General features: G+C 42.3%; 20 protein-coding genes. 11 read left to right on the top strand and 9 right to left on the bottom strand.

Going from position 1 to position 24,317, the window contains the following annotated elements:
* Positions 1-42 precede the first annotated feature (42 nt).
* Positions 43-723, bottom strand: a complete 681-nt coding sequence (gene mutH, locus LP316_RS14865; protein ID WP_193021892.1) for a DNA mismatch repair endonuclease MutH — start codon at positions 721-723, stop codon at positions 43-45.
* A 134-nt stretch (positions 724-857) separates the two neighbouring features.
* On the opposite strand from mutH, the gene rppH reads away from it, so the two are divergent.
* The 5 genes from rppH to LP316_RS14840 all read left to right on the top strand — a co-directional run bounded on the left by rppH (position 858) and on the right by LP316_RS14840 (position 6,226).
* Entirely contained in the window at positions 858-1,364 is a 507-nt protein-coding gene (gene rppH, locus LP316_RS14860; protein ID WP_193021891.1) for an RNA pyrophosphohydrolase, read from the top strand.
* Between the two features lie 65 nt (positions 1,365-1,429).
* Positions 1,430-3,694, top strand: a complete 2,265-nt coding sequence (gene ptsP, locus LP316_RS14855; protein WP_193021890.1) for a phosphoenolpyruvate--protein phosphotransferase — start codon at positions 1,430-1,432, stop codon at positions 3,692-3,694.
* Positions 3,695-3,703: 9 nt separating this feature from the next.
* Positions 3,704-4,501, top strand: coding sequence for a sulfite exporter TauE/SafE family protein (locus LP316_RS14850; protein WP_193021889.1), 798 nt, complete (start codon positions 3,704-3,706; stop codon positions 4,499-4,501).
* A gap of 46 nt (positions 4,502-4,547) precedes the next feature.
* The gene (lgt, locus tag LP316_RS14845; protein WP_193021888.1) at positions 4,548-5,351 is read left to right on the top strand and encodes a prolipoprotein diacylglyceryl transferase; all 804 of its coding nucleotides are present in this window, start codon (positions 4,548-4,550) and stop codon (positions 5,349-5,351) included.
* Between the two features lie 23 nt (positions 5,352-5,374).
* Positions 5,375-6,226 (top strand): thymidylate synthase, encoded by an 852-nt coding sequence (locus LP316_RS14840; RefSeq protein WP_193021887.1) that lies wholly within the window; start codon positions 5,375-5,377, stop codon positions 6,224-6,226.
* 24 nt (positions 6,227-6,250) lie between these two features.
* On the opposite strand, the gene LP316_RS14835 is transcribed toward LP316_RS14840, so the two are convergent.
* From LP316_RS14835 to LP316_RS14810, 6 genes are all read right to left on the bottom strand, one after another.
* Positions 6,251-6,832, bottom strand: a complete 582-nt coding sequence (locus LP316_RS14835; protein WP_193021886.1) for a DUF3833 domain-containing protein — start codon at positions 6,830-6,832, stop codon at positions 6,251-6,253.
* On the bottom strand, positions 6,822-7,373 hold the full coding sequence (locus LP316_RS14830) for a chalcone isomerase family protein (RefSeq protein WP_193021885.1): 552 nt from the start codon (positions 7,371-7,373) through the stop codon (positions 6,822-6,824). The genes LP316_RS14835 and LP316_RS14830 overlap by 11 nt, the downstream gene beginning before the upstream one ends.
* Positions 7,345-7,836 (bottom strand): DUF2878 domain-containing protein, encoded by a 492-nt coding sequence (locus LP316_RS14825; protein ID WP_193021884.1) that lies wholly within the window; start codon positions 7,834-7,836, stop codon positions 7,345-7,347. Before LP316_RS14825 ends, LP316_RS14830 begins: the two co-directional genes overlap by 29 nt.
* A 181-nt stretch (positions 7,837-8,017) precedes the next feature.
* The gene (locus LP316_RS14820; protein ID WP_193021883.1) at positions 8,018-10,102 is read right to left on the bottom strand and encodes a M13 family metallopeptidase; all 2,085 of its coding nucleotides are present in this window, start codon (positions 10,100-10,102) and stop codon (positions 8,018-8,020) included.
* Positions 10,103-10,232: 130 nt separating this feature from the next.
* Positions 10,233-10,856, bottom strand: a complete 624-nt coding sequence (locus LP316_RS14815) for a TetR/AcrR family transcriptional regulator (RefSeq protein WP_193021882.1) — start codon at positions 10,854-10,856, stop codon at positions 10,233-10,235.
* 18 nt (positions 10,857-10,874) lie between these two features.
* Positions 10,875-12,098: a threonine/serine ThrE exporter family protein gene (locus LP316_RS14810; RefSeq protein WP_193021881.1), complete on the bottom strand. Its 1,224-nt coding sequence runs from the start codon at positions 12,096-12,098 to the stop codon at positions 10,875-10,877.
* 106 nt (positions 12,099-12,204) lie between these two features.
* Between LP316_RS14810 and LP316_RS14805 the strand changes: the two genes are divergently transcribed.
* The 3 genes from LP316_RS14805 to LP316_RS14795 all read left to right on the top strand — a co-directional run bounded on the left by LP316_RS14805 (position 12,205) and on the right by LP316_RS14795 (position 14,691).
* Positions 12,205-12,381: a hypothetical protein gene (locus LP316_RS14805; RefSeq protein WP_193021880.1), complete on the top strand. Its 177-nt coding sequence runs from the start codon at positions 12,205-12,207 to the stop codon at positions 12,379-12,381.
* A gap of 83 nt (positions 12,382-12,464) precedes the next feature.
* Positions 12,465-13,235, top strand: coding sequence for a class II aldolase/adducin family protein (locus tag LP316_RS14800; protein WP_193021879.1), 771 nt, complete (start codon positions 12,465-12,467; stop codon positions 13,233-13,235).
* Between the two features lie 280 nt (positions 13,236-13,515).
* Entirely contained in the window at positions 13,516-14,691 is a 1,176-nt protein-coding gene (locus LP316_RS14795) for a mandelate racemase/muconate lactonizing enzyme family protein (protein ID WP_193021878.1), read from the top strand.
* A 220-nt stretch (positions 14,692-14,911) separates the two neighbouring features.
* On the opposite strand, the gene LP316_RS14790 is transcribed toward LP316_RS14795, so the two are convergent.
* Entirely contained in the window at positions 14,912-15,157 is a 246-nt protein-coding gene (locus tag LP316_RS14790; protein WP_193021877.1) for a YfhL family 4Fe-4S dicluster ferredoxin, read from the bottom strand.
* A gap of 329 nt (positions 15,158-15,486) precedes the next feature.
* On the opposite strand from LP316_RS14790, the gene LP316_RS14785 reads away from it, so the two are divergent.
* Genes LP316_RS14785 through LP316_RS14775 form a run of 3 tightly spaced genes read left to right on the top strand, consistent with a single transcriptional unit; the run spans position 15,487 to position 22,702 of the window.
* A complete protein-coding gene (locus LP316_RS14785; RefSeq protein ID WP_193021876.1) occupies positions 15,487-15,897 on the top strand; it encodes a hypothetical protein in 411 nt (136 codons plus the stop codon).
* Between the two features lie 50 nt (positions 15,898-15,947).
* Entirely contained in the window at positions 15,948-21,812 is a 5,865-nt protein-coding gene (locus LP316_RS14780) for a transporter substrate-binding domain-containing protein (protein ID WP_193021875.1), read from the top strand.
* 11 nt (positions 21,813-21,823) lie between these two features.
* The gene (locus LP316_RS14775; RefSeq protein ID WP_226960754.1) at positions 21,824-22,702 is read left to right on the top strand and encodes a diguanylate cyclase; all 879 of its coding nucleotides are present in this window, start codon (positions 21,824-21,826) and stop codon (positions 22,700-22,702) included.
* Between the two features lie 75 nt (positions 22,703-22,777).
* Here the strand turns inward: LP316_RS14775 and yegQ are convergent, their stop codons facing one another.
* The gene (gene yegQ, locus LP316_RS14770; RefSeq protein WP_193021873.1) at positions 22,778-24,133 is read right to left on the bottom strand and encodes a tRNA 5-hydroxyuridine modification protein YegQ; all 1,356 of its coding nucleotides are present in this window, start codon (positions 24,131-24,133) and stop codon (positions 22,778-22,780) included.
* Positions 24,134-24,317: the final 184 nt, after the last annotated feature.

The raw sequence follows: 24,317 nt of genomic DNA, 5'->3' as shown, positions 1-24,317 counted from the left end.
TTATCTCGCGAACATTGGTTGGGCTAGCGAGTGTTGACCCTATTAGCGAGTTCTCAGATGTTGCTCAATGAGTTTGTGGGTAAATTGGGTTTTTAAGTAAAATCCGCGAGGCAAGGTCATAAAAACATTGCCGTGCTTATCAAATGCTTTGGTTTTTGCTTGGCTGTTCGCGGCCTTAGGCCGTAACTGTAATACTTGGCCATATTTGCCAGATATTTTCTCTACTTCACCTAGTACTATCATATCAGTGAGTTCTTGCCAGTCATTGGCGAGGAGTTGCTCTTCTTGCTCATTAGGTGACCAAATAAACGGTGTAGCAACAATCCGATCTTTGATCATCAGCGCTCGTTCACTCACAATTGGCACCCATAAAACCCGAGCAAGTTTCTCTCGAATATGGCTGTTTTGCCAAGAAGCGCCAACTAAACCGACAAGCGGAGCAACACTGACAAAGGTCGTTTCGAGTGGTTTGCCGGTAAAGTCAATTGGAATGGTTTTGAGCTCGATGCCTAATTGATCAAAGTCAGGCTTGGCTTGGGTGCCTGCTGTAGCGCCAAGTACATGCTCTAATAACAAACCGATCCAGCCTTTTTCTTTGCGCAAATTTGACGGTACAGCGATGTCTGCGGCGTTGGCAATATCACCTAGGCTTAAACCGGCTAATTGTTGCGCTCTTTCGAGTAACTCTTGTTCTGATTTTGGCGCTTTAGCCTTTGGTTTCATATCATTTTTATTAATTTTGACTCGCAAGCCACTATTTTTACACAGTGTAAAAAATAATGTCAGTATTCATTTGCTCGAAAGCCAAGATTGTGGAAGAATCAAAGCATAAATTAAAAATTTATTCAGGAGTTCCTGTGATAGATGCTGATGGCTATCGAGCCAATGTCGGCATAGTAATTATCAATGACAGGGGACAAGTTTTTTGGGCACGAAGATATGGTCAGCACTCTTGGCAATTTCCACAAGGTGGGGTTGACGATGATGAAAGTGCAGAACAAACCATGTATCGGGAATTATACGAAGAAGTCGGACTAAAACCTGAACATGTTAAACTTGTTGCTTCAACAAAACATTGGCTGAGGTACAAATTACCAAAACGATTAATTAGACACGACAGTAAACCGGTCTGTATCGGACAAAAACAAAAGTGGTTTTTATTGAAACTTACAAGTCCTGACAGCGCGGTAAACCTATTACATTCAGGCCATCCTGAATTTGATGACTTTCGCTGGGTAAGCTATTGGTATCCAGTAAGGCAAGTGGTGTCATTTAAGCGCGAGGTATACCGAAAGGTCATGAAAGAATTTGCCCCCATCGCGTTACCTTTTCATCGTCACGACCGACGCAAGCGAAAAGGCTAAATTACTATGTTTCAAACCGCTCCTTTTTAGTAGCGGTTTGTTTTTCTTAACTCCCAAGGAAGCACATGTTAACAAACTTAAGACGAATCGTATTAGAGTTTAGTCAAGCCGTTGAGCTCGACAAAGCTTTAGAGCGGATGACGTCTGAAGTTAAACGAGTAATGAACACGGATTGCTGCTCGGTACATCTTGCTGACTATCAAAAACAACATTTTTTACTGGTTGCCTCAGACGGCTTAGCAAAAGAGTCTTTAGGTCAAACAACCATTGGCTTTTCTGAAGGTTTAATCGGTCTGGTTGGGCAGCGTGAAGAGCCACTCAACTTAGCCGACGCGCGCAAACACGCTCACTTTAAGTACGCGCCAGAAGTAAAAGAAGATGAGCTAAACGCCTTTTTAGGTACGCCGATTATTCATCAAGGCCAAGTACTGGGTGTTATTTCAATTCAGCAAAAAGAAGCGCGTCACTTTACGGAAACCGAAGAGTCGTTTCTGGTGACTTTGTCGGCCCAGCTTGCAGCTTCACTGGCGCATGCTCAAAATCGCGGTTGGTCAATGCAACGCGATAAAAAACAGCAGGTAAGGCCTTATATTCAAGGTGTTGCAGGCTCTCCAGGTGTTGCGATCGCGCCAATTTTTGTGCGTCGACCTAAAGCCGACTTGCGAAACATCACCCTTGAGCATCACAGTGATAGCAAACAACAAATTGAGCTGTTAAAGCAAGCTATTCGCAAAACCCGTGCAGAGTTTATTCAAATTACTGAACAACTCCAAGGCGTGGTTAATGAAGCGAGTGTTGATATTTTTGAAATGTATAAGCACTTGCTTGAAAGCGAGCAGTTAGGTCAAGAAATTCACACCACGATTGAGCAAGGTTGGTGTGCTCAAAGCGCCTTAAAAATAGTTATCGACGCTTATGTGGTGCAATTTGAAGCCTTAGAAGATGAGTACGTTAGAGAACGCGCTAGCGACATTCGCGATTTGGCCAACCGAATTTTACAAAATCTTCAAGAACAGGATGAACGCCAAGAAACCTTGCCCGAAACCTTTATCGTTGTTGCCGAAGAGGTTACAGCCTCAATGTTGGCTGATTTACAACACCAAGGTTTACAAGGAGTTGTCTCGCTATCAGGGTCAAATAACTCACACGCTGCGATATTGGCTCGAGCATTAGGTGTTCCGGCCATTATGGGGGTGCAAGAGAGTACCTTAACAACGTTTAATCACGCAATGGCAATCGTTGATGGCTATTCGGGTGAACTTTTTATCAATCCCGAAAAAAGCTTACTCAAAGAGTACCAACATTTAGTTAATGAAGAGATCGCCTTAGTAGAAAAAATTAAAACGGTTGAAACCCTGCCTTCTGTTACCGTAGACGGGAGGTGTGTAGAACTACAGCTAAACGCGGGCTTAAGCTCTGGTTTTGAGCACTCTAAGCGTGCTGGTGCGAAAGGTGTAGGGCTGTATCGCACTGAAATTCCCTTTATGGAAAGCCGAAGCTTTCCGTCAGAGCAAGAACAATCAATTTGGTACTATAATGTATTAACAGCCTTTGAAAACCAGCCAGTTACCATGCGTACCCTCGATATTGGGGGAGATAAATCGTTACCGTATTTCCCAATAAAAGAGGAAAACCCGTTTCTTGGCTGGCGAGGCGTTAGAATTTCCATTGATCATCCCGAACTATTTTTATTACAAGTAAGAGCGATGATCAGGGCTAATGTTGGCTGTGGTAATCTTGAGATCATGTTGCCGATGATTTCGTCATTGGTTGAAGTTGATGAAGCTATCAGGCTGATTAATCAAGCTTATTTTGAGCTGTGCCAAGAGCTGAACGAAACTATATTAAAGCCGAAAATTGGTATCATGATAGAAGTGCCCAGTGCTTTGTTTTTGTTACCTGAGCTGGCGGGTAAAGTCGATTTCTTCTCGGTTGGCAGTAATGATTTAACGCAATATCTTTTGGCTGTTGACCGAAATAACGCGCGCGTAGCGCACTTGTACAATGCTTATCATCCTTCAGTGATTCGCGCTTTATATGAGATCGCGAAACAAGCTAAACAGCACGCCGTACCATTGAGTTTATGTGGGGAACTCGCTGGTGACGCTATCGGCGCTGTACTACTAGTGGCGATGGGTTACGACAAGCTAAGTATGAACCCACATAACGTTGGCCGTATTAAGTGGATCATTCGCCATATTTCGATGGAGCAAGCGCAAGCAATGCTGGCGAATGTCTTAACCTTAACGAGTGCAAAAGAAATTAAAAACTATTTAAATGAACAACTTGAAGCCATAGGGTTAGGTGGATTTGTTCGAGCAGGAATGTAGTATTACGCAATGTTAGCTTTAACCATTATTTTGGTTTGCGCCATTTTAGGTATGTCTGTCGGTTTCCTTGCCGGATTATTAGGCATAGGTGGTGGGCTGATTATTGTGCCTGCGTTAGTTTATTTATTACCCATTTTTGGTATTGAAGAGCACCTTGTTTTACCTATTTCGTTAGCAACATCGCTTGCTGCTATTGTCGTTACATCATCCTCTGCCGCTTTTGCCCATCATAAAAATGGCAACATTCCATGGCAATTAACTAAACCTTTAATGGTGGCTGTCAGTGTCGGGGCGATCACCGGATCTTATATCGCTGAATTGTTATCGGCAAAAGCATTAACCTCATTTTTTGCTGGCGCAGTGCTTGTTCTAGCTATTTATATGTTAATTTCGATCAAAGTGGAGCGCACTAAACCTTATCCCAAGCAGTGGAAGGTTAATGTTATTGGCGTGATAACGGGGGTTATTGGCAGTTTAATGGGGATTTCTGGTGGCGTGATTTTGATTCCGACGCTCAGTTATTTGAGTATTCCGGTGCGACAAGCGATTGGTATGGCAACCGCATGTGGTTTAATGGTTGCGCTATTTGGCTCTATTGGCTTTGTGTTAACCGGTACTCAGCAAACAGGACTGCCCCAATGGAGCTTAGGCTACATTTATTTGCCAGCGCTACTTGGTATTATTTCTACGTCATTTTTATTCGCCCCTGTTGGCGTAAAACTAGCGACCAAGCTGCCAGTAAGAACACTAAAAAAACTATTTGCTAGCTTTTTAATGCTGTTGGCAATAGAAATGCTTTTATCTTAATCAACATTGCGTATCACACGTTAATTCAAAAATTTATGGAACTTATATGACAACCCAGTATTTACAATTTCCTGATATAGATCCGGTTATTTTTTCAATCGGCCCTGTTGCGGTGAGATGGTATGGACTTATGTACTTAATCGGTTTTGTTGCCGCTATGTACATCGCCAATAAAGCAGCTGATAAAAGTGAAGGTTTATGGACGCGAGAGCAGGTAAGTGACTTACTGTTTTATGGCTTCTTGGGGGTGATTTTAGGTGGTCGCATTGGCTACGTTTTGTTTTATCAGTTTGAATTGTTCTTGGCCGAACCACTGTATTTATTCAAAATTTGGCAAGGGGGAATGTCATTCCACGGCGGCTTACTGGGGGTGATCACCGCGATTTTGATTTTTGCTAAAAAGGAAGGCAAGCACTTTCTCACGGTTGGCGACTTTGTCGCTCCACTAGTACCGATTGGCTTGGGGATGGGGCGCTTGGGTAACTTTATTAACTCAGAACTGTGGGGGCGTCCAACCGATGTGCCTTGGGCCGTGGTTTTTCCGACTGATCCCGAGCAATTGCCGCGTCATCCATCACAGCTTTATGAATTCTTTTTAGAGGGTGTAGTACTGTTTTTCATTCTTTATTTTATGAGCAAGAAAAAGCAGCCGCTGGGCATGTTATCTGGTGTGTTCTTAATCGGTTATGGCGTATTTAGAATGTTTGTTGAGGCCTTTAGAGAACCAGACGATCACTTGGGCTTCTTCTTTGAATTTATCTCGATGGGGCAAATTTTAAGCTTGCCTATGGTAATTATCGGATTATTCATTATTATTTACGGCTCAAAGCGCCAAGCAAACGCAAAGTAACAAGACACGGTAGGTTAGTTGAAATGAGACAATATTTAGATTTATGTCAGCGCATTGTTGATGAGGGGGTGTGGATTGAAAACAAACGCACAGGTATCAAATGCTTAACCGTGATCAATGCCGATTTAACCTATGATGTGGCAAATAATCAGTTTCCACTTATAACCACGCGTAAAAGCTTTTACAAAGCAGCCATTGCCGAGTTGTTAGGGTATTTACGCGGCTACGATAGCGCAGCGCAATTTCGTGAAATTGGTTGTAAAACTTGGGATGCCAATGCCAATGAGAATCAAGCATGGCTAAACAACCCCGCGCGCAAGGGCGAAGATGACATGGGGCGAGTATACGGCGTTCAAGGCCGAGCTTGGCAACGCCCCGATGGCAGCCAGTTAGATCAGCTCAAAAAAGTGGTCGATAATTTATCTAAAGGCATTGATGATCGCGGCGAAATCGTTACTTTCTACAATCCTGGCGAGTTCGATTTAGGTTGTTTACGCCCGTGTATGTATTCACACCAATTTTCACTTTTGGGCGATACACTGTATTTAAACAGCACACAAAGAAGCTGTGATGTGCCGTTGGGCTTGAATTTTAATCAAATCCAATGTTTTGTATTACTGGCATTAATGGCGCAAATTACTGGCCATAAGCCAGGTAAGGCGTACCATAAAATAGTCAACGCTCATATTTATGAGAATCAACTTGAATTAATGCGTGATGTACAGTTAAAACGCGAGCCATTCCCAGCGCCACAACTGAAGATAAACCCCAATATTAAGTCATTAGAGGATATTGAAACCTGGGTTACTACTGATGACTTTGAAGTGATCGGCTATCAATGCCACGAGGCAATTAAATACCCGTTTGCGGTGTAGCGAACAAAGTAAACAAAAGGCGCTCTAAGCGCCTTTTTTATCGCAAGTACGCAGTGGCGTTTGCTTGTCAAAAAATAACGTGAGCTCTGCTACCGTGATGCCGAATTTTTTCATTTTTGCCTTGTTGAATGCGCGATACTCATCTAGTTGATAGAGCCAGTCGTCTAGAGCGAAGTGGTAATTACTCTCACCGACGTCTAACGAGAGGGTGTACTGCCATTTACCGGCAAAACCATTGACTGTTCCTGACGCCTCACCAATCACGTCTTCTGCCTCACCTATGTATTTATCGTTGGCAACTTTCGTTAATTGCCAGTTGCGATAACTCACTTCACCATCATCAAAATAAAAGGTCTCGGCTAATACCCCGGTATTGTTTTGCCATGTACCGGTCATCTCGACGCAAAATCGGCGGGTAACCTTGCCTTGATAATCTTGCACCATACCCCACGCTACCATTGGCCCTTGAAAATAGTTTTCGTATTTCAGGTTGGGGGTTGTGTTGTCGTAATCACTAAGTTGTGCCTGACAACCGGTCAATAAGAGTGTTGAAGACAAGATAGTAGCTACGGCTAAATAGCGCACTTTTAGCAGGTTAGTCAGCATTACTTTCTCCTAGTAGCTGGCGTCTCAATTTTGGTTGGCTCGTTTTTTCACTCAGCCAAATGGCAACAAAGTCTTGAGCGAAACTCGGGTGCTCAACAATCCCTCGGAAGTTGTCGTTGTGGTAAAAAGCGGTGATATCGTCAGCTACGTACATCGATAACTTGTCGCCTTTGGCAATGTCTGGCCATAAGTTTTTGATGTCTGCAAGGTAAGCTTGGTATTGTGATTCACTTAAGCCAATGTGTTGCCATTGTTCAATTGTCCTGTCGATCAGATCTTGTGCTTTGATATCACGTAAATAAGTAATTTCGAACAAATAGGTTTTTTCTGGATGATATTTACCCGTCGGGCTAGCTAAGCGACTTTGGTAAATATCCCAAAACAACACGCTAAATTTAGCACTGCCCACTTCTTTGTAAGTGGTTTTGAGCTGTTCTATTTGTGGTACTTGCGCTACGGCGCTCGGCAAGCCCCATAGCAACGTGATGAGCAGTAAGCTTGCTCGGCAAAACTTAGGCAAGGCGAGTTTGAGGTTTAACATAAGATATCCTAAATAACCCGTATAAAAGTGGTGACCAAATGACAGCGAGTATGGCTAGCGTATAAGGGGTACTGTAGCCAAAGCTCACTGCGCCAAATTTTTCTCCGGCTAAATAGCTTAGTGGCGGCAAGCAAAAACCGACTAACAATGTTAAGGTTTTTTTGTCTTTCAAAAAGGCCAAGCTGTGGTTAAGTGTTGCCCCAAAAGCTGCCCATATCAGCATTAACCAAACGGGTATCAGAACAGACTGCTCAGCAAATTTGAAGACGCCAAAGTGCATTAATGTGGAGTCAACTAATATGCCAATCACCACTACCTGTAGTAGTGTTGATAATTCGTTGCGCGCTCGGTAATACCAGCAGTGTGCAATGAGTAATGGCACACCCAAGGCTAACGCTGTGTTACCCAGGAATATGGCGCTAAACCAAATGGCATTAAACCCTAGATTGTTGACTAACCACATTTCATCGACCAATCATTGAAAACATTAACTTATTAAACGAAATACTTAGCAATTTGGATCGGTCTTTAACGATTTTTTTACCGTGCGATTAACAGCATTTAAAAGCTATTAATCGACCACACGATCAAAAAAGGCTACCGAAGTAGCCTTTTTACTCATTATGCGTTTTACATAAAATGCATTACCAAATCTTCACGCGTTTTTCTGGCGCGATATACATAGCATCACCTTCTTTAACATCAAAGGCTTGATAGAACTCGTTCATATTAGATAACGAGCCCAATGCACGAAACTCACCTGGTGCGTGGCTGTCGGTTGCAACGCGGTTACGCAATGCTTCTTCAACCATTTTCACGCGCCAAATTTGCGCATAACCCATGAAGAATCGCTGATCGCCTGTTAAGCCATCAATCACTGGCGCTTCTTTACCGTTTAATGATGCTTTATAAGCTTTGTAGGCAATGGTTACACCGGCTAAATCGCCAATGTTTTCACCTAAAGTTAGCTCGCCGTTAACGTGTAAGTCGTCAAATACAGCATAACCACCGTATTGTTCTACTAGTGCTTGCGTACGTACCTTGAACTCGGCTAAGTCTTGCTCTGTCCACCAGTTGCGCAGATTGCCTTCGGCATCGTAACGGCTGCCTTGATCGTCAAAACCATGGCCCATTTCATGACCAATCACCGCACCGATACCGCCGTAGTTAACAGCATCATCAGCCGCCATATTAAAGAATGGCGGTTGTAAAATTGCGGCAGGGAATACGATTTCGTTCATCGTTGGCATGTAGTAAGCGTTTACGGTTTGAGGTGTCATTCCCCATTCCCATTTGCGGATAGGGCCGCCGAGCTTTTCCACTTGCTTTTGATGTGAAATTTTACCTGAGCGGATCATGTTGCCGACTAAATCATCGCCCTTGATCGTCAGTGCTGAATAATCTTCCCACTTGTCTGGGTAACCAATTTTAGGCGTGAATGCCGCAAGTTTCACGTGGGCAGCTTTTTTCGTTTCTTTTGACATCCACGTGAGGTCGTCAATGCTGGCACCGTAAGCCGCACGAAGATTTTCAACTAGCTCACTCATACGCGCTTTGGCTTCGGGTTTAAAGTGACGAGATACATACACTTTGCCGATAACTTCACCCAAGCTACCGTTGACCAATGATACACCGCGTTTCCACTGTGGTTGTTGCTCTTTTCGGCCACTCAATTGCTTTGAGAAAAACTCAAAATTTTCTTGGTCTAATTCACTGGTTAAGTACGATGAAAACGCACTTAAGGTGTGGAAGGTTAGATAGGTTTTCCACTCGTCTAGTGATGTTTCTTTAAATAGTTGACCTAAGCCTTGGGCAAAATCGGGTTGGTTAACAATTAAATCGCCCTGGTTAGCAACGCTTTGTCCAGCTAGGTATGCTGTCCAGTCGAAGCCGTCAGTTAAGACGTTGAGTTGAGCAACCTCAAATTTGTTATAACGCTTTTCACTGTCGCGCGATTGAACATTAGTCCAGTGTGACTGCGCCATTTTGGTTTCTAAGTTTAGAATGGTTTGGGCAGCCGTTTGACCGCCTTCAAAGCCGGCAATATCGTACATTTTTTCAATATGGGCGACGTAGCCTTCACGAAGTTTAACGAAACGATCATCTTCGTTGATGTAGTAATCGCGATCTGGCAGTGATAAACCGCCTTGCCAAACGTGTGTTGCGTAGCGCGAAGAGTCTTTTGCATCAACACTGATGTATAGATATAACGGGCTGGTAATGCCGATTGACTGGTATTTGCCAAAAAAGTTAGCAAGTTCTGATTTGTCTTTTAAGTTGCTAATTTCTGCAAGCAAGCCTTGGATTGGCGTGATCCCTAGGCTATCGCGCTGCTGCTGATCCATATATGAATTATATAAGTCTGCAACTTTTTGCTCATCTGAGCCAGCGGTTAAATTTTTTGCCTGAGACAACTCTTCAATGATCGCTTTAACGTCTTCGTCGGCTTTATCGCGCAAGTCGTAGAATGAGCCGATAGAGGTTTTGTCACCTGGGATTTCGTTAGCTTTCAACCAACCACCATTGACGTATTGATAAAAGTTATCTTGTGGGCGAACCGTTAAATCCATGTTAGCTTTTTCAATACCAGTAGCTAACGGGGTTTTCGTCATTGCTTTTTCAGCTGTCGCTTGGCTTGGTGTTTGAGTTGATTGTGCGTTTTGTGAGTTATCACAGGCACTTAATAGTAGTAGTGACGAGCAAACTGCGCTCGTGAATATTGCTTTCATTGCATACTCTCAATAGTTATTATTATGGATTAGTTAACTTATCCATAGTATCGAGATTTAGGGCTAAAAGCTATGACCAACCTTGTCGCTCAAAGTTGCGAGTGTAAAGGTTATTAGCCATTGCTGTGCATCAAGAACTTACAGCGTTTTTGAGCAGTAAATTAATTGCCGTATCGCACATTTGTTCGATAGTTGAACTTTGGGTGTAAATTCCGTCGATATACAATTTAGCTAAACCGTGCATAGTCGCCCAAGTCACTTGTGCTAAGCGTGTTGGATTTTCGTCAATCGGGAAAAGGCCTTGTTGTTGCCACGCCCGGGTCATTTCAACTTGATACTGAAAACAGGGGTAGGAAACACGGGTTAACGCACTGTTGTCACTTTCACTTTGCCACAGTTGATGACCAAACATCAGCTCATAAATCGCCGAATTATCAATCGCAAATTGGATGTACTTGAGGAAAAACTGTTTGAATTTTTCTTGTGCACTCAGGCTGCTATCATCGGAAATTTCTTGTGCTAGGCTTGTCCATTGAGCAAATCCTTGGGCAGCAATAGCACACAGTAAATCGTGTTTGTCTTTGAAGTGATGATAGGCGGCGGTGCGAGAAACATTCACTTGTTCAGCGAGTTTTCTGAGCGACAGATTGTTGACGCCCTCTTGCTCTACCATTGAAGTCGCCGCGAGGATAAGCGCCTGCCTTAGATCGCCGTGGTGGTACTTTGCTTTTTTTGTTGAACTCGAACCCGCCATAATTTTCCTTGCTAATCGTTATAAACTTTTTCTCGATCGCACAGCAACGTTCGAAAAAATTAAACCGGCCACTAATGACATAAAAATTAAAAAGGTTTGTGAACCTATATCGGGGACATGCAACATTTCCTTGCCCGAGATAGCGGTATTTAAGCCGATAAAAACTTTACTGCCCGGAACAAGCACAACTAAGCCTAATAATAATACGATACTCGAAGGCAAGTTCATCACGCGAGAGAACAGGTTACTGTATACACCAAGCGCAAATGCACCAGCAAATGCGCCAAGCGCCAACCCTAAATAAGTACTTGCCCACAGGCTAGTACCAAAAGCAACAAACCCGCCTAGTATCGCCCAAGGCGCATCTTTTCCACGCAATCTAAACAGCACAGATAGCGTTGAAGATAAAATAAATACAGCAAGCCATGCCGTCCAGTCGTTTAATGGCTCTGACGCTTCAAATGGTAATGGTTGCCAAACAAAGCTCCCTAAAGCCATGCCCAGAAACGCACCAAAATAAAGCTTAAATAAGGTCATAATCGCGTCCATTATTCTGGCGGTGCCTGAGATTAAATGACGAGCTGAAAGCTCAGATAAGCCAAGCGTTAATGATAAGCCGGGAATAAATACAATGATCGCTGATAGCACGACCAGTGGCGCGTTTACCTTGGGGTCGACAGAAGCAATAGCTGATGCTGCAAGCGCGCAAACTAATGATGACAATGGCTCTAACATTTCTGTGACGCGCTTAGAACGTTCAGCCCAGAAAATAAATAAAGCCACAATAAGCCCTAAAATCGTCGACCAAAACACGTCATTCCAGCTGGTGTGCATTAACATAGCAAATGCGCCCGATGAGGCACCAAAAGCAAAGAAAGAAATGAGCTTGCCGTATGGGTTTGGCATTTCTGCGATTTCTTCTAATCGCTCAAGCGCTTCATCTAGGGTTCGTTTGCCTGAAATGAGTTCATCGACAAGTTCATCGGTTCGGGCAAGTGATCCTAAATCAAGTTCGCTCGGTTTTACTCTGACGAGGAAGTTGTGTTCTTGGTCGTCATCATCGAGAAAAGTGAAGGTCAAGGAGGTTGGCGTGATAATAAACCATGCTTTAAGCTCTAAAAAGTCAGCAACGTGTTGTAAATGTGCTTCACTGCGAAAAGAGTTAGTGCCAAATTTATGCAGGGCTTTACCTAGCCTAATGATAAATCGACGTTTTTGCTTAAAAGTTTCTGCGTTTGGCATGGTTGATACAAGTTGTAACGAATGAACCGCTATATTCTAATTAAAAAATGCTTTAATAGCAGTAAATTATCATAGAAACTGTAATCAAACTAAGGAAGAAACAAATATGGCGTTATTAATCATCTTGGCCTGTGTCTTTGGGGGCGTAGCTTTAATGGTTATTTTTGGCGAAAAACACGGCAAGCCGTTAGAGCCTGAGCAACAGCAAAAATATTCGAAAATTCTGATGGTGTTAGTGTTTATTTTGTTAATCACGGCACTGGTCAATCAACTAATCTCCTAATATTTGTCATCAATTGCGCTTTAATCGAACAAAGAACTAGGTTAGAGTTAGCCATATAGACATCTAAATAGAATGAAAAGTTTATGTTCGAGATACCTACCCCCTCACTCAAAGGCAAGGTTTCAGAAGCTGAGTGGCAAACTCGGGTGGATTTGGCGGCCTGCTATCGGCTAGTGGCCATGCACGGCTGGGATGATTTAATTTATACCCACATTTCAGCTAGAATTCCTGATACCCAAGCGTATTTAATTAACGCCTTTGGTTTGGCATTTGATGAAATCACCGCCTCTAATTTGGTAAAAATTGATATTGACGGCAATATTCTCGATAAAGATTGCCCATTTGAAATCAACCCTGCAGGTTTTACGATTCACTCTGCTGTCCACGAAGCTCGCCATGACGCAATGTGTGTTTTACATCTACATACTAACGAAACAATCGCGGTGGCAAGTGTAGAAGAAGGGTTATTACCACTGAGTCAATATGCGATGTTTGCCTTGGCATCGATGAGTTACCATGACTATGAGGGGTTGGCAGTTAATGCGGATGAAAAAGCACGTCTGCAAGCTGATTTAGGTAATAAGAATTTTATGTTGTTGAGGAATCACGGTGGCATGACGCTAGGCCAAACCATAGGTGATGCCTTTATGCATATGTACGATTTAACCCGCGCTTGCCAAGTGCAATTACAAATCATGGCAACGGGCATGAAACCGGTACTGGTTGAGCAAGCAATTGTCGATAACATTAAAGCGCAAGCAAATATTGTTCATTCTGGCGCTACCGGCGGGCAAAAATCTTGGCCGGCGATGTTGCGCAAAGTTTATCGCGCTGATCCTCGTTTTGCAGAATAATACCAATTGAAATAAATATTTGACCGACTCAGAGCTACGTCAGGGAAGTTAGAATAAAAGAAATTTATGCAGGTGTAGTCATTCTACATCAAGTAAATTTGTGAAATTATCACTTTGCTGACGAGCTCCCAAGGGCGAGTTTAAAATGCTTTTATACTTCGTTACTGATTTTGATAAGGGAATAACCATTATCGGCAATCAAAGCCTTGTCTAAAAGCCTTTTAAATCTCGCTGAGTGACCAAATATTTAATTCACTTGGTATAAATTGTAGGTATAACAATGAAAATAACGCATGTAGAAATTTTTGATATCCATTGTCCAGAACGTCCGCCGTGGAATCCGGTTTTTGTTCGCATTCACACCGATGAGGGGTTCAGTGGTGTAGGCGAGGCAGGTTTAGCTTATGATTGGGGGCACAGTGCAGCGGCAGCGATGATCAAAGAAATTGCTGAAGCCGTGCTTATTGGCTTTAACCCTTTTCAAACTGAGCTGTTGTGGTCTCGTATGCTTAGAGAAAGCTTTTGGGGCTTAGGTGGTGGACCGGTATTGTATTCGGCGATGAGTGCTATTGATACTGCGTTATGGGATATTAAAGGTAAAGCACTTGGTGTACCTGTTTATCAATTATTGGGCGGTAAAGTCAACGATAAGCTGCGCACCTATGCAAGCCAACTGCAGTTTGACTGGGATAAAGAGTGTAAAAAACTTATTGAGCCAGCAGAATATGCCGAAGCGGCGCTTAAAGCGATGGCAGAAGGGTACGACTGTGTGAAGGTTGATCCGATTGTTTATGATGCCAATGGCGAGTCGTCTTTTGATCGCACCAAGTTATTTACCAAGCCACAAATGAAACTGTTTGGTGATCGCTTGCGCGCTATTCGCGATGCCGTGGGCGAAGATGTTGATATTATTTTTGAAGCCCACTCATTAATGGGCGCTGCATCAGCCATTCAAATGGGTGAAGTAATAGAAGAAGTTGGCTGTATGATGTTTGAGGAGCCAGTTAATTACTTAAACTCGAAAGTTCACAAGAAGGTATCGGATAGCTTGCGCGTGCCAATTGCTGGCGGTGAGCGCTTATATCATCGCTGGGATGTTCGTCCGTACTTTGAAGATCAATCGATTGATGTTTTACAACCAGACGTTGGCTTATGTGGCGGTTTCACCGAAGCGAAAAAAGTCTGTGATTACGCCGATGTATACGATATTCGTATTCAAGCGCATGTTTGTGGTGGCCCAGTGGCGACGGCAGCATCATTGCACTTAGAAACAGCAATCCCCAACTTTTTAATTCACGAGCACCATACCTACGCGATTAAATCGTGGAATAGAGAATTGTGTATTCAAGATCCACAACCGAAAAACGGTGTGTTTCAAGTCAGTGAGTCACCTGGTATTGGTATTGAATTAAACGATGAGGTGGTAAAACGCTCACCGCATATTACTGTGAAATAAGGCTGTAAGGTCACAACAATGTGTCATTCCTGAGGTGTTTTAATCGGGAATCTCATAACATTACTTAGTAAGGTTTTAAGGTTTTAAAGTTGTAAGGTTGTAGAGTTTTAAGGCTATAAGGTTGTATGGCTTTAGCACCTTCCAACTTTTCCACCTTCCAACATTTCTACCTTCCAACTTTTCTCCCTCCCAGCCTTATCGCTTTCAAGCTATTTTCTTTTTAGCCGTGCATCAATAAAAACTTGCCTAGCAATTCTTCTTCGGTTTCAACATTGTCAGGATCTTTGATAATACAATCGATAGGACACACTGAAACACACGTTGGGTTGTCGTAATGACCAACACACTCAGTGCATTTATCGGGATCTATTTCGTAGATTTCTTCACCCAAGGCTATAGCTTCATTAGGGCATTCAGGGTCGCACATATCACAATTAATGCAGGAATCTAAAATCTTTAAAGCCATGGGTTTTCCTTGTGTTCGGCTAACAAATACATTGCTAGAGACGATAAAAGAGCCCCGTATTTTACACCATTAGTATCGACAAGGTAATAGTGTTGATGTCTTGCTTGTGTCTGTAATTGCTGCCAATTAAATATCAATCACAAATTTTGTTGCAAAGTCAGTGCATGGCAAATTTGTCAAAAACTCAAATAATGGTCTAGCCTCTATAAGTTATTAAAATAATTTTAAAGTGTTTTACACGGAGTGTTGTTTTGGCTGTTTGCGTCGATATTTCCAAAGTTATCGGGGATAAAAGTATTAATGGGGTGAGTAAACTCAAGCAGATATGTATGAGTACCTGCGATCAAATTGGTGACGCCAATCGAGTGAGCTTTTGGCGATTTAGCGATGACCAGTCACAAATTTCTTGCATGATAGGCTACGACCAAGAAAAAGATCTTTTTTTCCAAGATACCATTTTAAAAAAGGCAGATTACCCCGAATACTTTGATTCTATTATCGAAAGTGAACTTCTATTGGCTGAAAATGCTCGAGAGCACACTGTAACTAAGTGCTTTAATACTGACTACTTCGCTACCAATGACATCTTTTCACTACTTGATATTAGTTTTTTCAAAGATTTTCAGCCAAAAGGCATAATTTGTTGTGAGCGCGTTGGCAGTGTAGCGCAATGGCAGGAGCAAGATGAAGACTACTTGCGCACACTGGCCACGTTAATTTCATTCTTTTTCGAACTTTAATCCTTGGTAGTTAGCGTGAATTGCTCAATAGTTGTTGCTGGAGTAATTGAATGAAGCGTGCAATGGTTATCGTTAACGGGTTGATTTGCTTGATGAGCTTGTTAGTCAACGGGCAAGCTTCAGGGCAAAGCAAAACGGTTCATTTTGATTTGTACTGGCAACATAATGCCAGCTTTGCTGGCTATTACGCTGCAAAACACAAAGGCTACTATCAAGCCGCTGGGCTCAATGTTGTTTTCCATGAGCACAAAGATGGCACTCAAATTGTCAAACGTGTCAGTAATGGCGATGCACAATTTGGCATGTTGGGCAATAATGTGGTTGAGCAATTTCAGCAATATCCTGACATTCGTTTAATCGCTAATTACCTCAAACAAAGCCCTATTGTCCTCGTTACTCAACCTGAAATATCTTCGCCAAAACTTTTGGCCGATAAAACGCTTGCTGTACCAAGTAAAGCGAGCTTTTTATCTGGTCAGATTGCTGATGTTTTATCACTTTATCAAGTTGACCTTAGTAGTCTTAAACTGGTTCGGCATCACAACGTTATCGAGCGTTTTAAAAATAAAGAGATAGATGGCTTTACCGCGCATATCACCGATCAGATTTATGATTTACAAGCACAAAATATCCCTTATGAACTGATTAAACCTAAGCTTTGGGGGGGAACAGCGAATACACAAAATATCGTCACATCAGCAAACTTTGCTCACCGTCACCGTGAGTTGGTGAATAACTTTATTACTGCGACGAATCAAGGTTGGCAATACGCGATCAATAACCCTGATGAAATGGTTGCGATAATTGAGCAATATTATAATCAACAAGGAAAGCCTAAATCGGCGATTGAGTTTAGTTTGCATGGTACGCGTGATTTAATGCTCGATGATGTTTATGAAATAGGCAGTATTCAAGTTTCAAAGCTAGAGCAAGCGCAATCAAGGTTAAACGCGACTGCTAGCCACAGTGAACGGGTGTCGGTAAATCAGCTGCTATTTAATAATAAACTCAATACCTTAACTCCTCAGTTTAATGCCTTGTTAACCGACCAAGAACGAAATCGGTTGAGTACCGCGTTACCGTTAAAAGTACAGCATGAAATTGATTACGAACCCTATCAGTTTTTGAGTAACGATATGCCGAAAGGTTTTCTCGCTGATTATCTAGCATTGCTCGGTCAATACTCTGGCTTGTCATTTGATTTGCAATATACTGATTTTTGGCCCGATGCAATGCAAGATCTTACCGACAAAAAGCTCGACTTTCTTATTAACATCACGGAAACTCCAGCGCGAAAATCTCGCTACTTGTTTACTCAGGGTTTTTTTGATTCTTTCACTGGGATAGCGAGTCGGATCAATAAACCGATAACAAATTTATCCGCTTTGACTGCTGGCAAAGTGGTAACCACACAGCAAAATTATTACACCTCGACATTACTCGCGCTTTATCCGCACTTAGATGTTAGTTATGAACTATCACAAGAAAAGCAGCTCAATATGTTACGCGATGAACAAGTCGACGTTGTTGTTGGGGATATGTTGGCGCTTCAGTATCTGCAAAAGAAATACCAGCTCAGGGATATTCAGATATTACCAGCGTTAAGTCTTGAGCGCGGCATTGCCAGTAAGGCACAACTGGCTACTCATATCGATGATGTCTTGTTGCGCGATATTCTAGATAAAGCCATTGGTTTAGTCCCTCAAGACAAAGTAGCACAATTAAAAGACCAGTGGTTCTCGAGTGAAAACCGTTTGATTTTAACGGCTCAAGAACGCGCCTATATTAGTGAAAACCCAAAGGTTATTGTTGGAGAGATGGGGGAGAATCAACCCTTCGTATATAAAGACAAAGACGGTATCCTCAAAGGTATTGGTATCGATTATTTGGATACCGTTGCCGCGTTAACTGGATTAGAGTTTGACATCCAAACTAAGCCTCTGGCCGAGTTGTATAAAAATTTGAAAACCGGCGAGATCGATATGATTGTCACCTTAACGCAAATCGACGAGTTTGAGAGTTTCATTAACTATACCAGTCCCTATGCCTCAACACATGGCTATGTTTATGTAAAAAAAGGCAACCCGCTTAATATTCAAACGCTCGCTGACTTAACTGGCAAAACCATGGTGATGCTAAAAGGCGCCAAAGCGGTTGAACAATTTGCCGAAACTGTGAGCAATGTCAAGATTATTGAAGTCGATACTATTGCCGAAGTGATAAGCACACTAGCTTTTGATCAAGCTGACTACACACTTTACTCGGAAAGTTTGAGTTATGAAGCTAAACGTATTGGCTTGGATTACCTCGAGCCGTTGTTTGAAACTAAGCCTGTAAACTTTGTTATGGGGGTAACAAAATCAAAAGTAGAGCTTTATCAAATCATCGACCGAGCAATTCAATCACTAGATAGCGACACGATTGATGCTATCCACCGTAAGTGGCTATCGTCAGGGCCTGAGAGTGTTGGTCAGCAATATCTCAAGCTATCGATTGGCGATAATGGCTATCTCTACAACAAGCGTCAACTCAGTTATTGTTATCATGAAAGTCTTTCTCCGTTATCGTTCGGTGAAAACAATCAACGGCCCCAAGGCTTAGCTATTGATGTGCTAAATGCTGTCGCTGAACAATTACCGGTTAGTTTTAATGGTGTGGCGGTTAACAGTGAGCAGGCGAGTATTAGCAACCTCGTCAGTGGTGTTTGTGACTTTGATATTACCTTGGCTATTAGCGAGCAGCATACGGATACATTAGGCTATACCGAACCATACTATAACGATGCCATCCACTTTGTTAGTTACACCTCACAAGAGACAATTTACGATTTCGAACGCGCAGATTTAACCGCTATTGGTGTGGTGGCAAATGCGAGTTTTATCGATCAAGTTGTTGAGCAATACCCCAATATTAAACTAAAGCGATATCAGTCATTACCCTCGATGCTCACCGATACGCGCAATGGTGAAATCGACGGCTTTATTAGCCCGTTAAGTAATATAGAACGACTCAAAAAAAGTGATGAGCTGTCGGGGCTAGGCGTTCGTGGTCAACTAAATGTTACTATTCCTATTGCTTTTGCAACCAAGGAAGAGAATAAAACTCTGCTGTCTATCTTGGAAAAGGCTATCGTTCAGATTGATCAAGTTAAGTTAGAGCAGATGCAGCGAAAATGGCTCCCCGAAGAGCTCAAAGCCCCATTTAATATTCGTCTTTATTTTTTCGCCGCATTAGCTAGTGCAGGCTTAGTTATTGTTATTTCTACTGGGCTTTGGATTAATAAGCTGTCACGCGTAAATAGAGAGCTATCTGCCGCTAAGCGAGGGCTAGAGCAAGCAAATATGGAGCTGACTTTCGTGCAGTTCTCGGTCGATAATACGGGAGATATGGTGATTTTTATCAAAGCAGAAGATGGTAAAATTACCTATGCTAACGGGGCTGCTAGTAGTGCTCTAGGCTACTCACAACAAGAGCTTGTCGACAAAAGCGTGTTTGATATCAGCCCGTTTCACACGATTTCCTTTTGGCCTAATTACGTTTCTGTGTTGAAGTTAAGCCCAAACCGAACAATTCAAGAAAAGTACATTAATAAAATGGGCGGAGAGATCCCTGTTGAGGTGTCCGCACAATTTGTTAGTTACCACGGGGAAAACAGAGTAATCGCTTTTGCTCGGGACATAACAGAGCGTATCGTTAGTGAACAAGAGTTGAGAAAAGCCAAAGAAAAAGCGGTAGCAGCTAACGAAGCAAAGAGTAATTTCCTCGCTAATATGAGCCATGAAATTAGAACGCCAATGAATGGTATCGTTGGTATGGCGCACCTAGCCTTGCAAACTAGTTTAGACAACAACCAACAAAAGTATTTGCGCGATATTGAATACTCAGCGAAGTCGTTACTTAGCATAATCAATGACATATTAGATTTTTCCAAGATAGAAGCAGGCAAGCTTGAGATGGAAACAATTGATTTTGATTTAGTTAAACTTATCGATGGCGTGATTGATTTAATGCTCATCGAAATTAGTGCCAAGCACTTATCCGTAAAATGTCATTACGAACCCGATGTCGGTAGCTCATTCAAAGGTGATCCTTATCGATTAAGACAAATACTGATCAACCTGATTAGCAATGCGATCAAGTTTACTGAAAAAGGCTCAGTCAATATCTATATTACTCGTCTGAGTGCTTCGCGGCTGAAGTTTTCGGTGGTTGATACTGGCATTGGTATGAGCAAGATGCAAATGAATAAGCTTTTTAGATCATTTAGCCAAGCAGATGAAAGCACAACCCGTAAATATGGTGGAACAGGTCTTGGACTAGCGATATCAAAGCAATTAGTTGAGCTTATGGGCGGCGAAATATCTGCCCGGAGTGCTTTAGGCCAAGGCAGTGAATTTACGTTTGAAATTGAGTTACCCAGCAGTGATAAACTGATCACTATCGCTGACTTTGCCGATAAAACGGTGTTGGTCGTTGACGATAACGCCCAGTGTCAGTCAATTATTGCTGAATATTTAACACAATTTTCGCTTGAGGTGTTGAATGCCAGTAGTGGCGAAGAAGCTATCGCACTACTCGAGCAACAAGCGTATCAAATCGACTTAATTATCATGGATTGGAACATGCCTGAAATGAATGGTATTGAAGCGATCGAAAAAATTATTGATAGTCAAGAAGCGCGAAAACAAGGTGGTATCGAGCTTATTCCTATCATGATGATTAGCTCCTACAATCAAGATTACTTTTTCGAGCAAGCAAAGCGATTAGGTATATCTTATTTCCTTCAAAAACCGCTAGATCCCGAACGATTTAATGAAGCGCTAGTGAAGTTATTGTTTAACTCAACACAAAAAATCGATGTTGTGCCATCAGAGCGGTCGATTAGTGAATTAAAATTAAGGCTAGCGCCGATGCGCGGTAATACTATTTTGGCGGCAGAAGACAATCACATTAATCAAAAAATCCTTAAAGGGTTGCTCGATGGCACGGGAATCATCATCGAGTTCGCGGTAAATGGTCAAGAAGCCATTGAGCGTTTTTGTCCTCAGCGGCATTCATTGGTGTTAATGGATTTACAAATGCCTATTATGGATGGCTATCAAGCGGCGCGTGGTATCAGAGATATCGACGCTCTTACCCCGATTATTGCCTTAACTGCTAATGTTATGTCTGAGCAAGTCTCGAAAACACAACTTGCTGGCATGAATGGTATTTTGGCTAAACCAATTGAAGTTGAAAGACTCTATGAATTGTTGTTGTGCTATTTATCGCCAAGCACTGAATCTGTCGACATTGAGGTATCAGAGCAAGGTTATCAGCAGGATCTCAACATACCCAAGATGACATGTGTTGATGTAGAAAAGGGATTGCGTTTTTTTGTTAGTAACTCGCAGTTATACGCTAATGTCTTAGTTGATTTTGCCAACGAATATCGACAACTGCAGGAGACAGCATTGAATGATGAAGATAAAGCTAGAGTCATTCATACCATCAAAGGGTTAAGCGGTAATATTGGTGCAACACAATTACATCAGTGTGCAAAACAGCTTGAACGCTCGGCAACACCTACATCCCAGCGAGAGTTTTATTATCAACTGACAGCGTTAATCGACGAAATTGATGACAAAATTAAACTCACGCTCACGAGTCATAATAATGAACCTGAGCATAAACCTTGGCTTGAAGGTGAGCAACGAGCGCAGTTGTTTGCCCAGCTAGCAAGTGCAATTTCAAGCAAACGGCCAAAAAAGTGTGATCAAGTTCGCCAAGAATTAGAGCGCTATAAATTAGCACCAAGTGACCGTGAAATCTATCAAACCATCGCTACTCACCTCGATGGTTACGAATTTAAACAGGCAAATTTATTGATAACTCAACTAAGCTTAAACAAAAACAGCGAAATAAATAATGAGTAAAAGGCGTCATGATGGCAGATAAAGCAACGATCTTGGTAGTTGATGATACCAAGCAGAATATAGACATCTTGTTAGGTTTACTTGATGGCTACGACTTACTCGTTGCCCTTGACGGAGATAGCGCAATCGAAATTGCTCAGCAGGAGCCGATTGACTTGATATTACTCGATATTATTATGCCGGGAATGGACGGTATTGAAGTGTGTAAGCAACTCAAAAGCCATGAAGAAACCAAACATATCCCAGTGATTTTTATTACCGCGAAAACGGACGAAGAAACCATTGAACTGGCGTATGACAGTGGTGGTTTAGACTTTGTCACTAAACCCTTTAAGCCCAAAGAATTACTAGCCAGAATCAAAACCCAGCTAAAACTTCAGGCCCTTATCAAACACTTAGATAACTTATCATCGTTTGATCAAATGACTGGGATTTACAATCGACGGAAATTTTTTGAGCTTGCTGAACAGCAGTTTGCGCAAGCTGCTGAAAATTTATGCGCAATGATGATCGACATTGATAAGTTTAAACCGATTAATGATAACTACGGTCATCCCACAGGGGATAGGGTGATTAAAGCCGTCGCGAAAACCATTAAAGAGTTGTTACCACAAGGTGCTGTGGTCGGCCGGCTTGGTGGTGAGGAGTTTGCTGTGATCCTTACAGCAACATGGCAAGAAGCTTGTCAATTAATCGAGAAAATGCGGATTGATGTTGCTGAGTTGGCGCTGAAAAGTGATGATGACTGTGCGATCAATGTGACCATTAGCGGGGGCTTGGTCAAGTCTAATGAAAGCTATCGCTCATTGGATCATTTATTAAAGGCCGCAGACGACGCTTTATATGAGGCAAAAGGCACCGGGCGCAATAAAGCCGTTTTGCGCAGTTAATACCGAGTGAATTAACTATGATAGAAAATAAAAAAGCCACGAGTTTTAATCGTGGCTTAGTGTCGCTTAGCTCATTTACGCTTTGGCTTGTAAGAACGGGTTTCTCGTATTTTCACCGTCCTCTAGGTAACGCAATAAAATGCCATGGCTTAAATCAAGATTGGTGTCTAGCGACAACGACACCTTGTGACCCGACCCCTTCGCATCCTTAATCACCTCTCCCTTATTGTTTTCCATATGAGTAAGGATAAAGCTTTGGTTGCCTTTAGGCGTCATTAATTGCAGTTCATCACCGACTAAAAACTTATTCTTAACATCAATATCAATAAGGCCATTATCGGGGTTTAGACCAATAACTTCACCAACAAATTGTTGGGTTTTACTGATCGAATAGCCGTATTCGTAGTTTTGCGTTTCACCATGGCGATGACGGCGCAAGAAACCTTCGGTGTAACCGCGATGTGCTAAATGCTCTAGGTCGTTATTTAGGCGTTGATTAAATGGACGACCTGCTACGGCGTCATTAATCGCTTGGCGATAAATTTGAGCGGTGCGAGCGCAGTAATAGAACGACTTAGTGCGGCCTTCAATTTTTAATGAATGCACGCCAATTTTTACCAGTCGTTCAACCAACTCTACTGCGCGCAAGTCTTTCGAATTCATGATATAGGTGCCGTGCTCATCTTCAAACGCCGGCATGTATTCACCCGGACGGCCTTGTTCTTGTAGCAAGACAATTTCGTCACTCGGTGTGTAAATTTCAGGCTCGGCTTGTGGCGCAATCGCGATGACATCACCGGTTTCATTTTCTTGGGCTTGATGAACATCGTATTTCCAGCGGCAAGCATTGGTGCAGGTTCCTTGGTTTGGATCGCGTTTATTGATGTAACCCGATAACAAACAACGACCTGAATAAGCCATGCACAATGCACCGTGAACAAATACTTCAAGCTCAACTTCAGGGCATTGTTGGCGAATTTCTTCGATTTCATCAACGGATAATTCACGCGATAAAATAACCCGCTCAACACCTTGTTGATACCAAAACTTAACGGTTGCCCAATTGATCGCGTTAGCCTGCACTGACAGGTGAATTGGCATATGTGGAAAATGTTCTTTTACCAACATGATCAAGCCTGGATCTGACATGATCAATGCATCTGGCCCCATATCAACAACAGGTTTTAAATCTTTGATAAAGGTTTTTAGTTTACTGTTATGCGGTGCAATATTGGTGACAACATAAAACTTCTTGCCTAAGGCATGTGCTTCATCGATACCAATTTTTAAATTCTCTAAATTAAACTCGTTATTGCGTACGCGTAAAGAGTAACGCGGTTGGCCTGCGTAAACAGCATCAGCGCCATAGGCAAAGGCATAGCGCATATTTTTTAAACTACCTGCTGGTGATAGCAATTCAGGTGAAAACATCAAAATTCCAATTAGTCCAGAATGTCGCCTATTTTACCGTTTGAGCAAGTTGTCCATCAATACAGATAGTGTAAACAGCTGATGAAATCAATCTTTCTTTGATGTATATCAAAAGTCATTATTTTGTAATGATTTACCTTGTATTAAATGTTTGTTTAAAGTGCATGATAAAACATAAAATTGT

Origin of the sequence: Thalassotalea sp. LPB0316 (assembly GCF_014898095.1) — a bacterium.
Classification (GTDB): Bacteria; Pseudomonadota; Gammaproteobacteria; order Enterobacterales; family Alteromonadaceae; genus Thalassotalea_G.
This window is presented reverse-complemented; position numbering and strand designations above follow the sequence as displayed.

Bases quoted from the DNA above. Each gene is read 5' to 3' on its own strand.
- LP316_RS14830 (WP_193021885.1), bottom strand. From the start codon at position 7,373: ATGTTAAACCTCAAACTCGCCTTGCCTAAGTTTTGCCGAGCAAGCTTA.
- LP316_RS14805 (WP_193021880.1), top strand. From the start codon at position 12,205: ATGGCGTTATTAATCATCTTGGCCTGTGTCTTTGGGGGCGTAGCTTTA.
- LP316_RS14820 (WP_193021883.1), bottom strand. From the start codon at position 10,102: ATGAAAGCAATATTCACGAGCGCAGTTTGCTCGTCACTACTACTATTA.
- LP316_RS14775 (WP_226960754.1), top strand. From the start codon at position 21,824: ATGGCAGATAAAGCAACGATCTTGGTAGTTGATGATACCAAGCAGAAT.
- LP316_RS14840 (WP_193021887.1), top strand. From the start codon at position 5,375: ATGAGACAATATTTAGATTTATGTCAGCGCATTGTTGATGAGGGGGTG.
- ptsP (WP_193021890.1), top strand. From the start codon at position 1,430: ATGTTAACAAACTTAAGACGAATCGTATTAGAGTTTAGTCAAGCCGTT.
- LP316_RS14850 (WP_193021889.1), top strand. From the start codon at position 3,704: ATGTTAGCTTTAACCATTATTTTGGTTTGCGCCATTTTAGGTATGTCT.
- LP316_RS14795 (WP_193021878.1), top strand. From the start codon at position 13,516: ATGAAAATAACGCATGTAGAAATTTTTGATATCCATTGTCCAGAACGT.
- LP316_RS14835 (WP_193021886.1), bottom strand. From the start codon at position 6,832: ATGCTGACTAACCTGCTAAAAGTGCGCTATTTAGCCGTAGCTACTATC.
- mutH (WP_193021892.1), bottom strand. From the start codon at position 723: ATGAAACCAAAGGCTAAAGCGCCAAAATCAGAACAAGAGTTACTCGAA.
- LP316_RS14815 (WP_193021882.1), bottom strand. From the start codon at position 10,856: ATGGCGGGTTCGAGTTCAACAAAAAAAGCAAAGTACCACCACGGCGAT.
- LP316_RS14790 (WP_193021877.1), bottom strand. From the start codon at position 15,157: ATGGCTTTAAAGATTTTAGATTCCTGCATTAATTGTGATATGTGCGAC.
- LP316_RS14800 (WP_193021879.1), top strand. From the start codon at position 12,465: ATGTTCGAGATACCTACCCCCTCACTCAAAGGCAAGGTTTCAGAAGCT.
- LP316_RS14785 (WP_193021876.1), top strand. From the start codon at position 15,487: ATGAGTACCTGCGATCAAATTGGTGACGCCAATCGAGTGAGCTTTTGG.
- LP316_RS14810 (WP_193021881.1), bottom strand. From the start codon at position 12,098: ATGCCAAACGCAGAAACTTTTAAGCAAAAACGTCGATTTATCATTAGG.
- LP316_RS14825 (WP_193021884.1), bottom strand. From the start codon at position 7,836: ATGTGGTTAGTCAACAATCTAGGGTTTAATGCCATTTGGTTTAGCGCC.
- lgt (WP_193021888.1), top strand. From the start codon at position 4,548: ATGACAACCCAGTATTTACAATTTCCTGATATAGATCCGGTTATTTTT.
- yegQ (WP_193021873.1), bottom strand. From the start codon at position 24,133: ATGTTTTCACCTGAATTGCTATCACCAGCAGGTAGTTTAAAAAATATG.
- LP316_RS14780 (WP_193021875.1), top strand. From the start codon at position 15,948: ATGAAGCGTGCAATGGTTATCGTTAACGGGTTGATTTGCTTGATGAGC.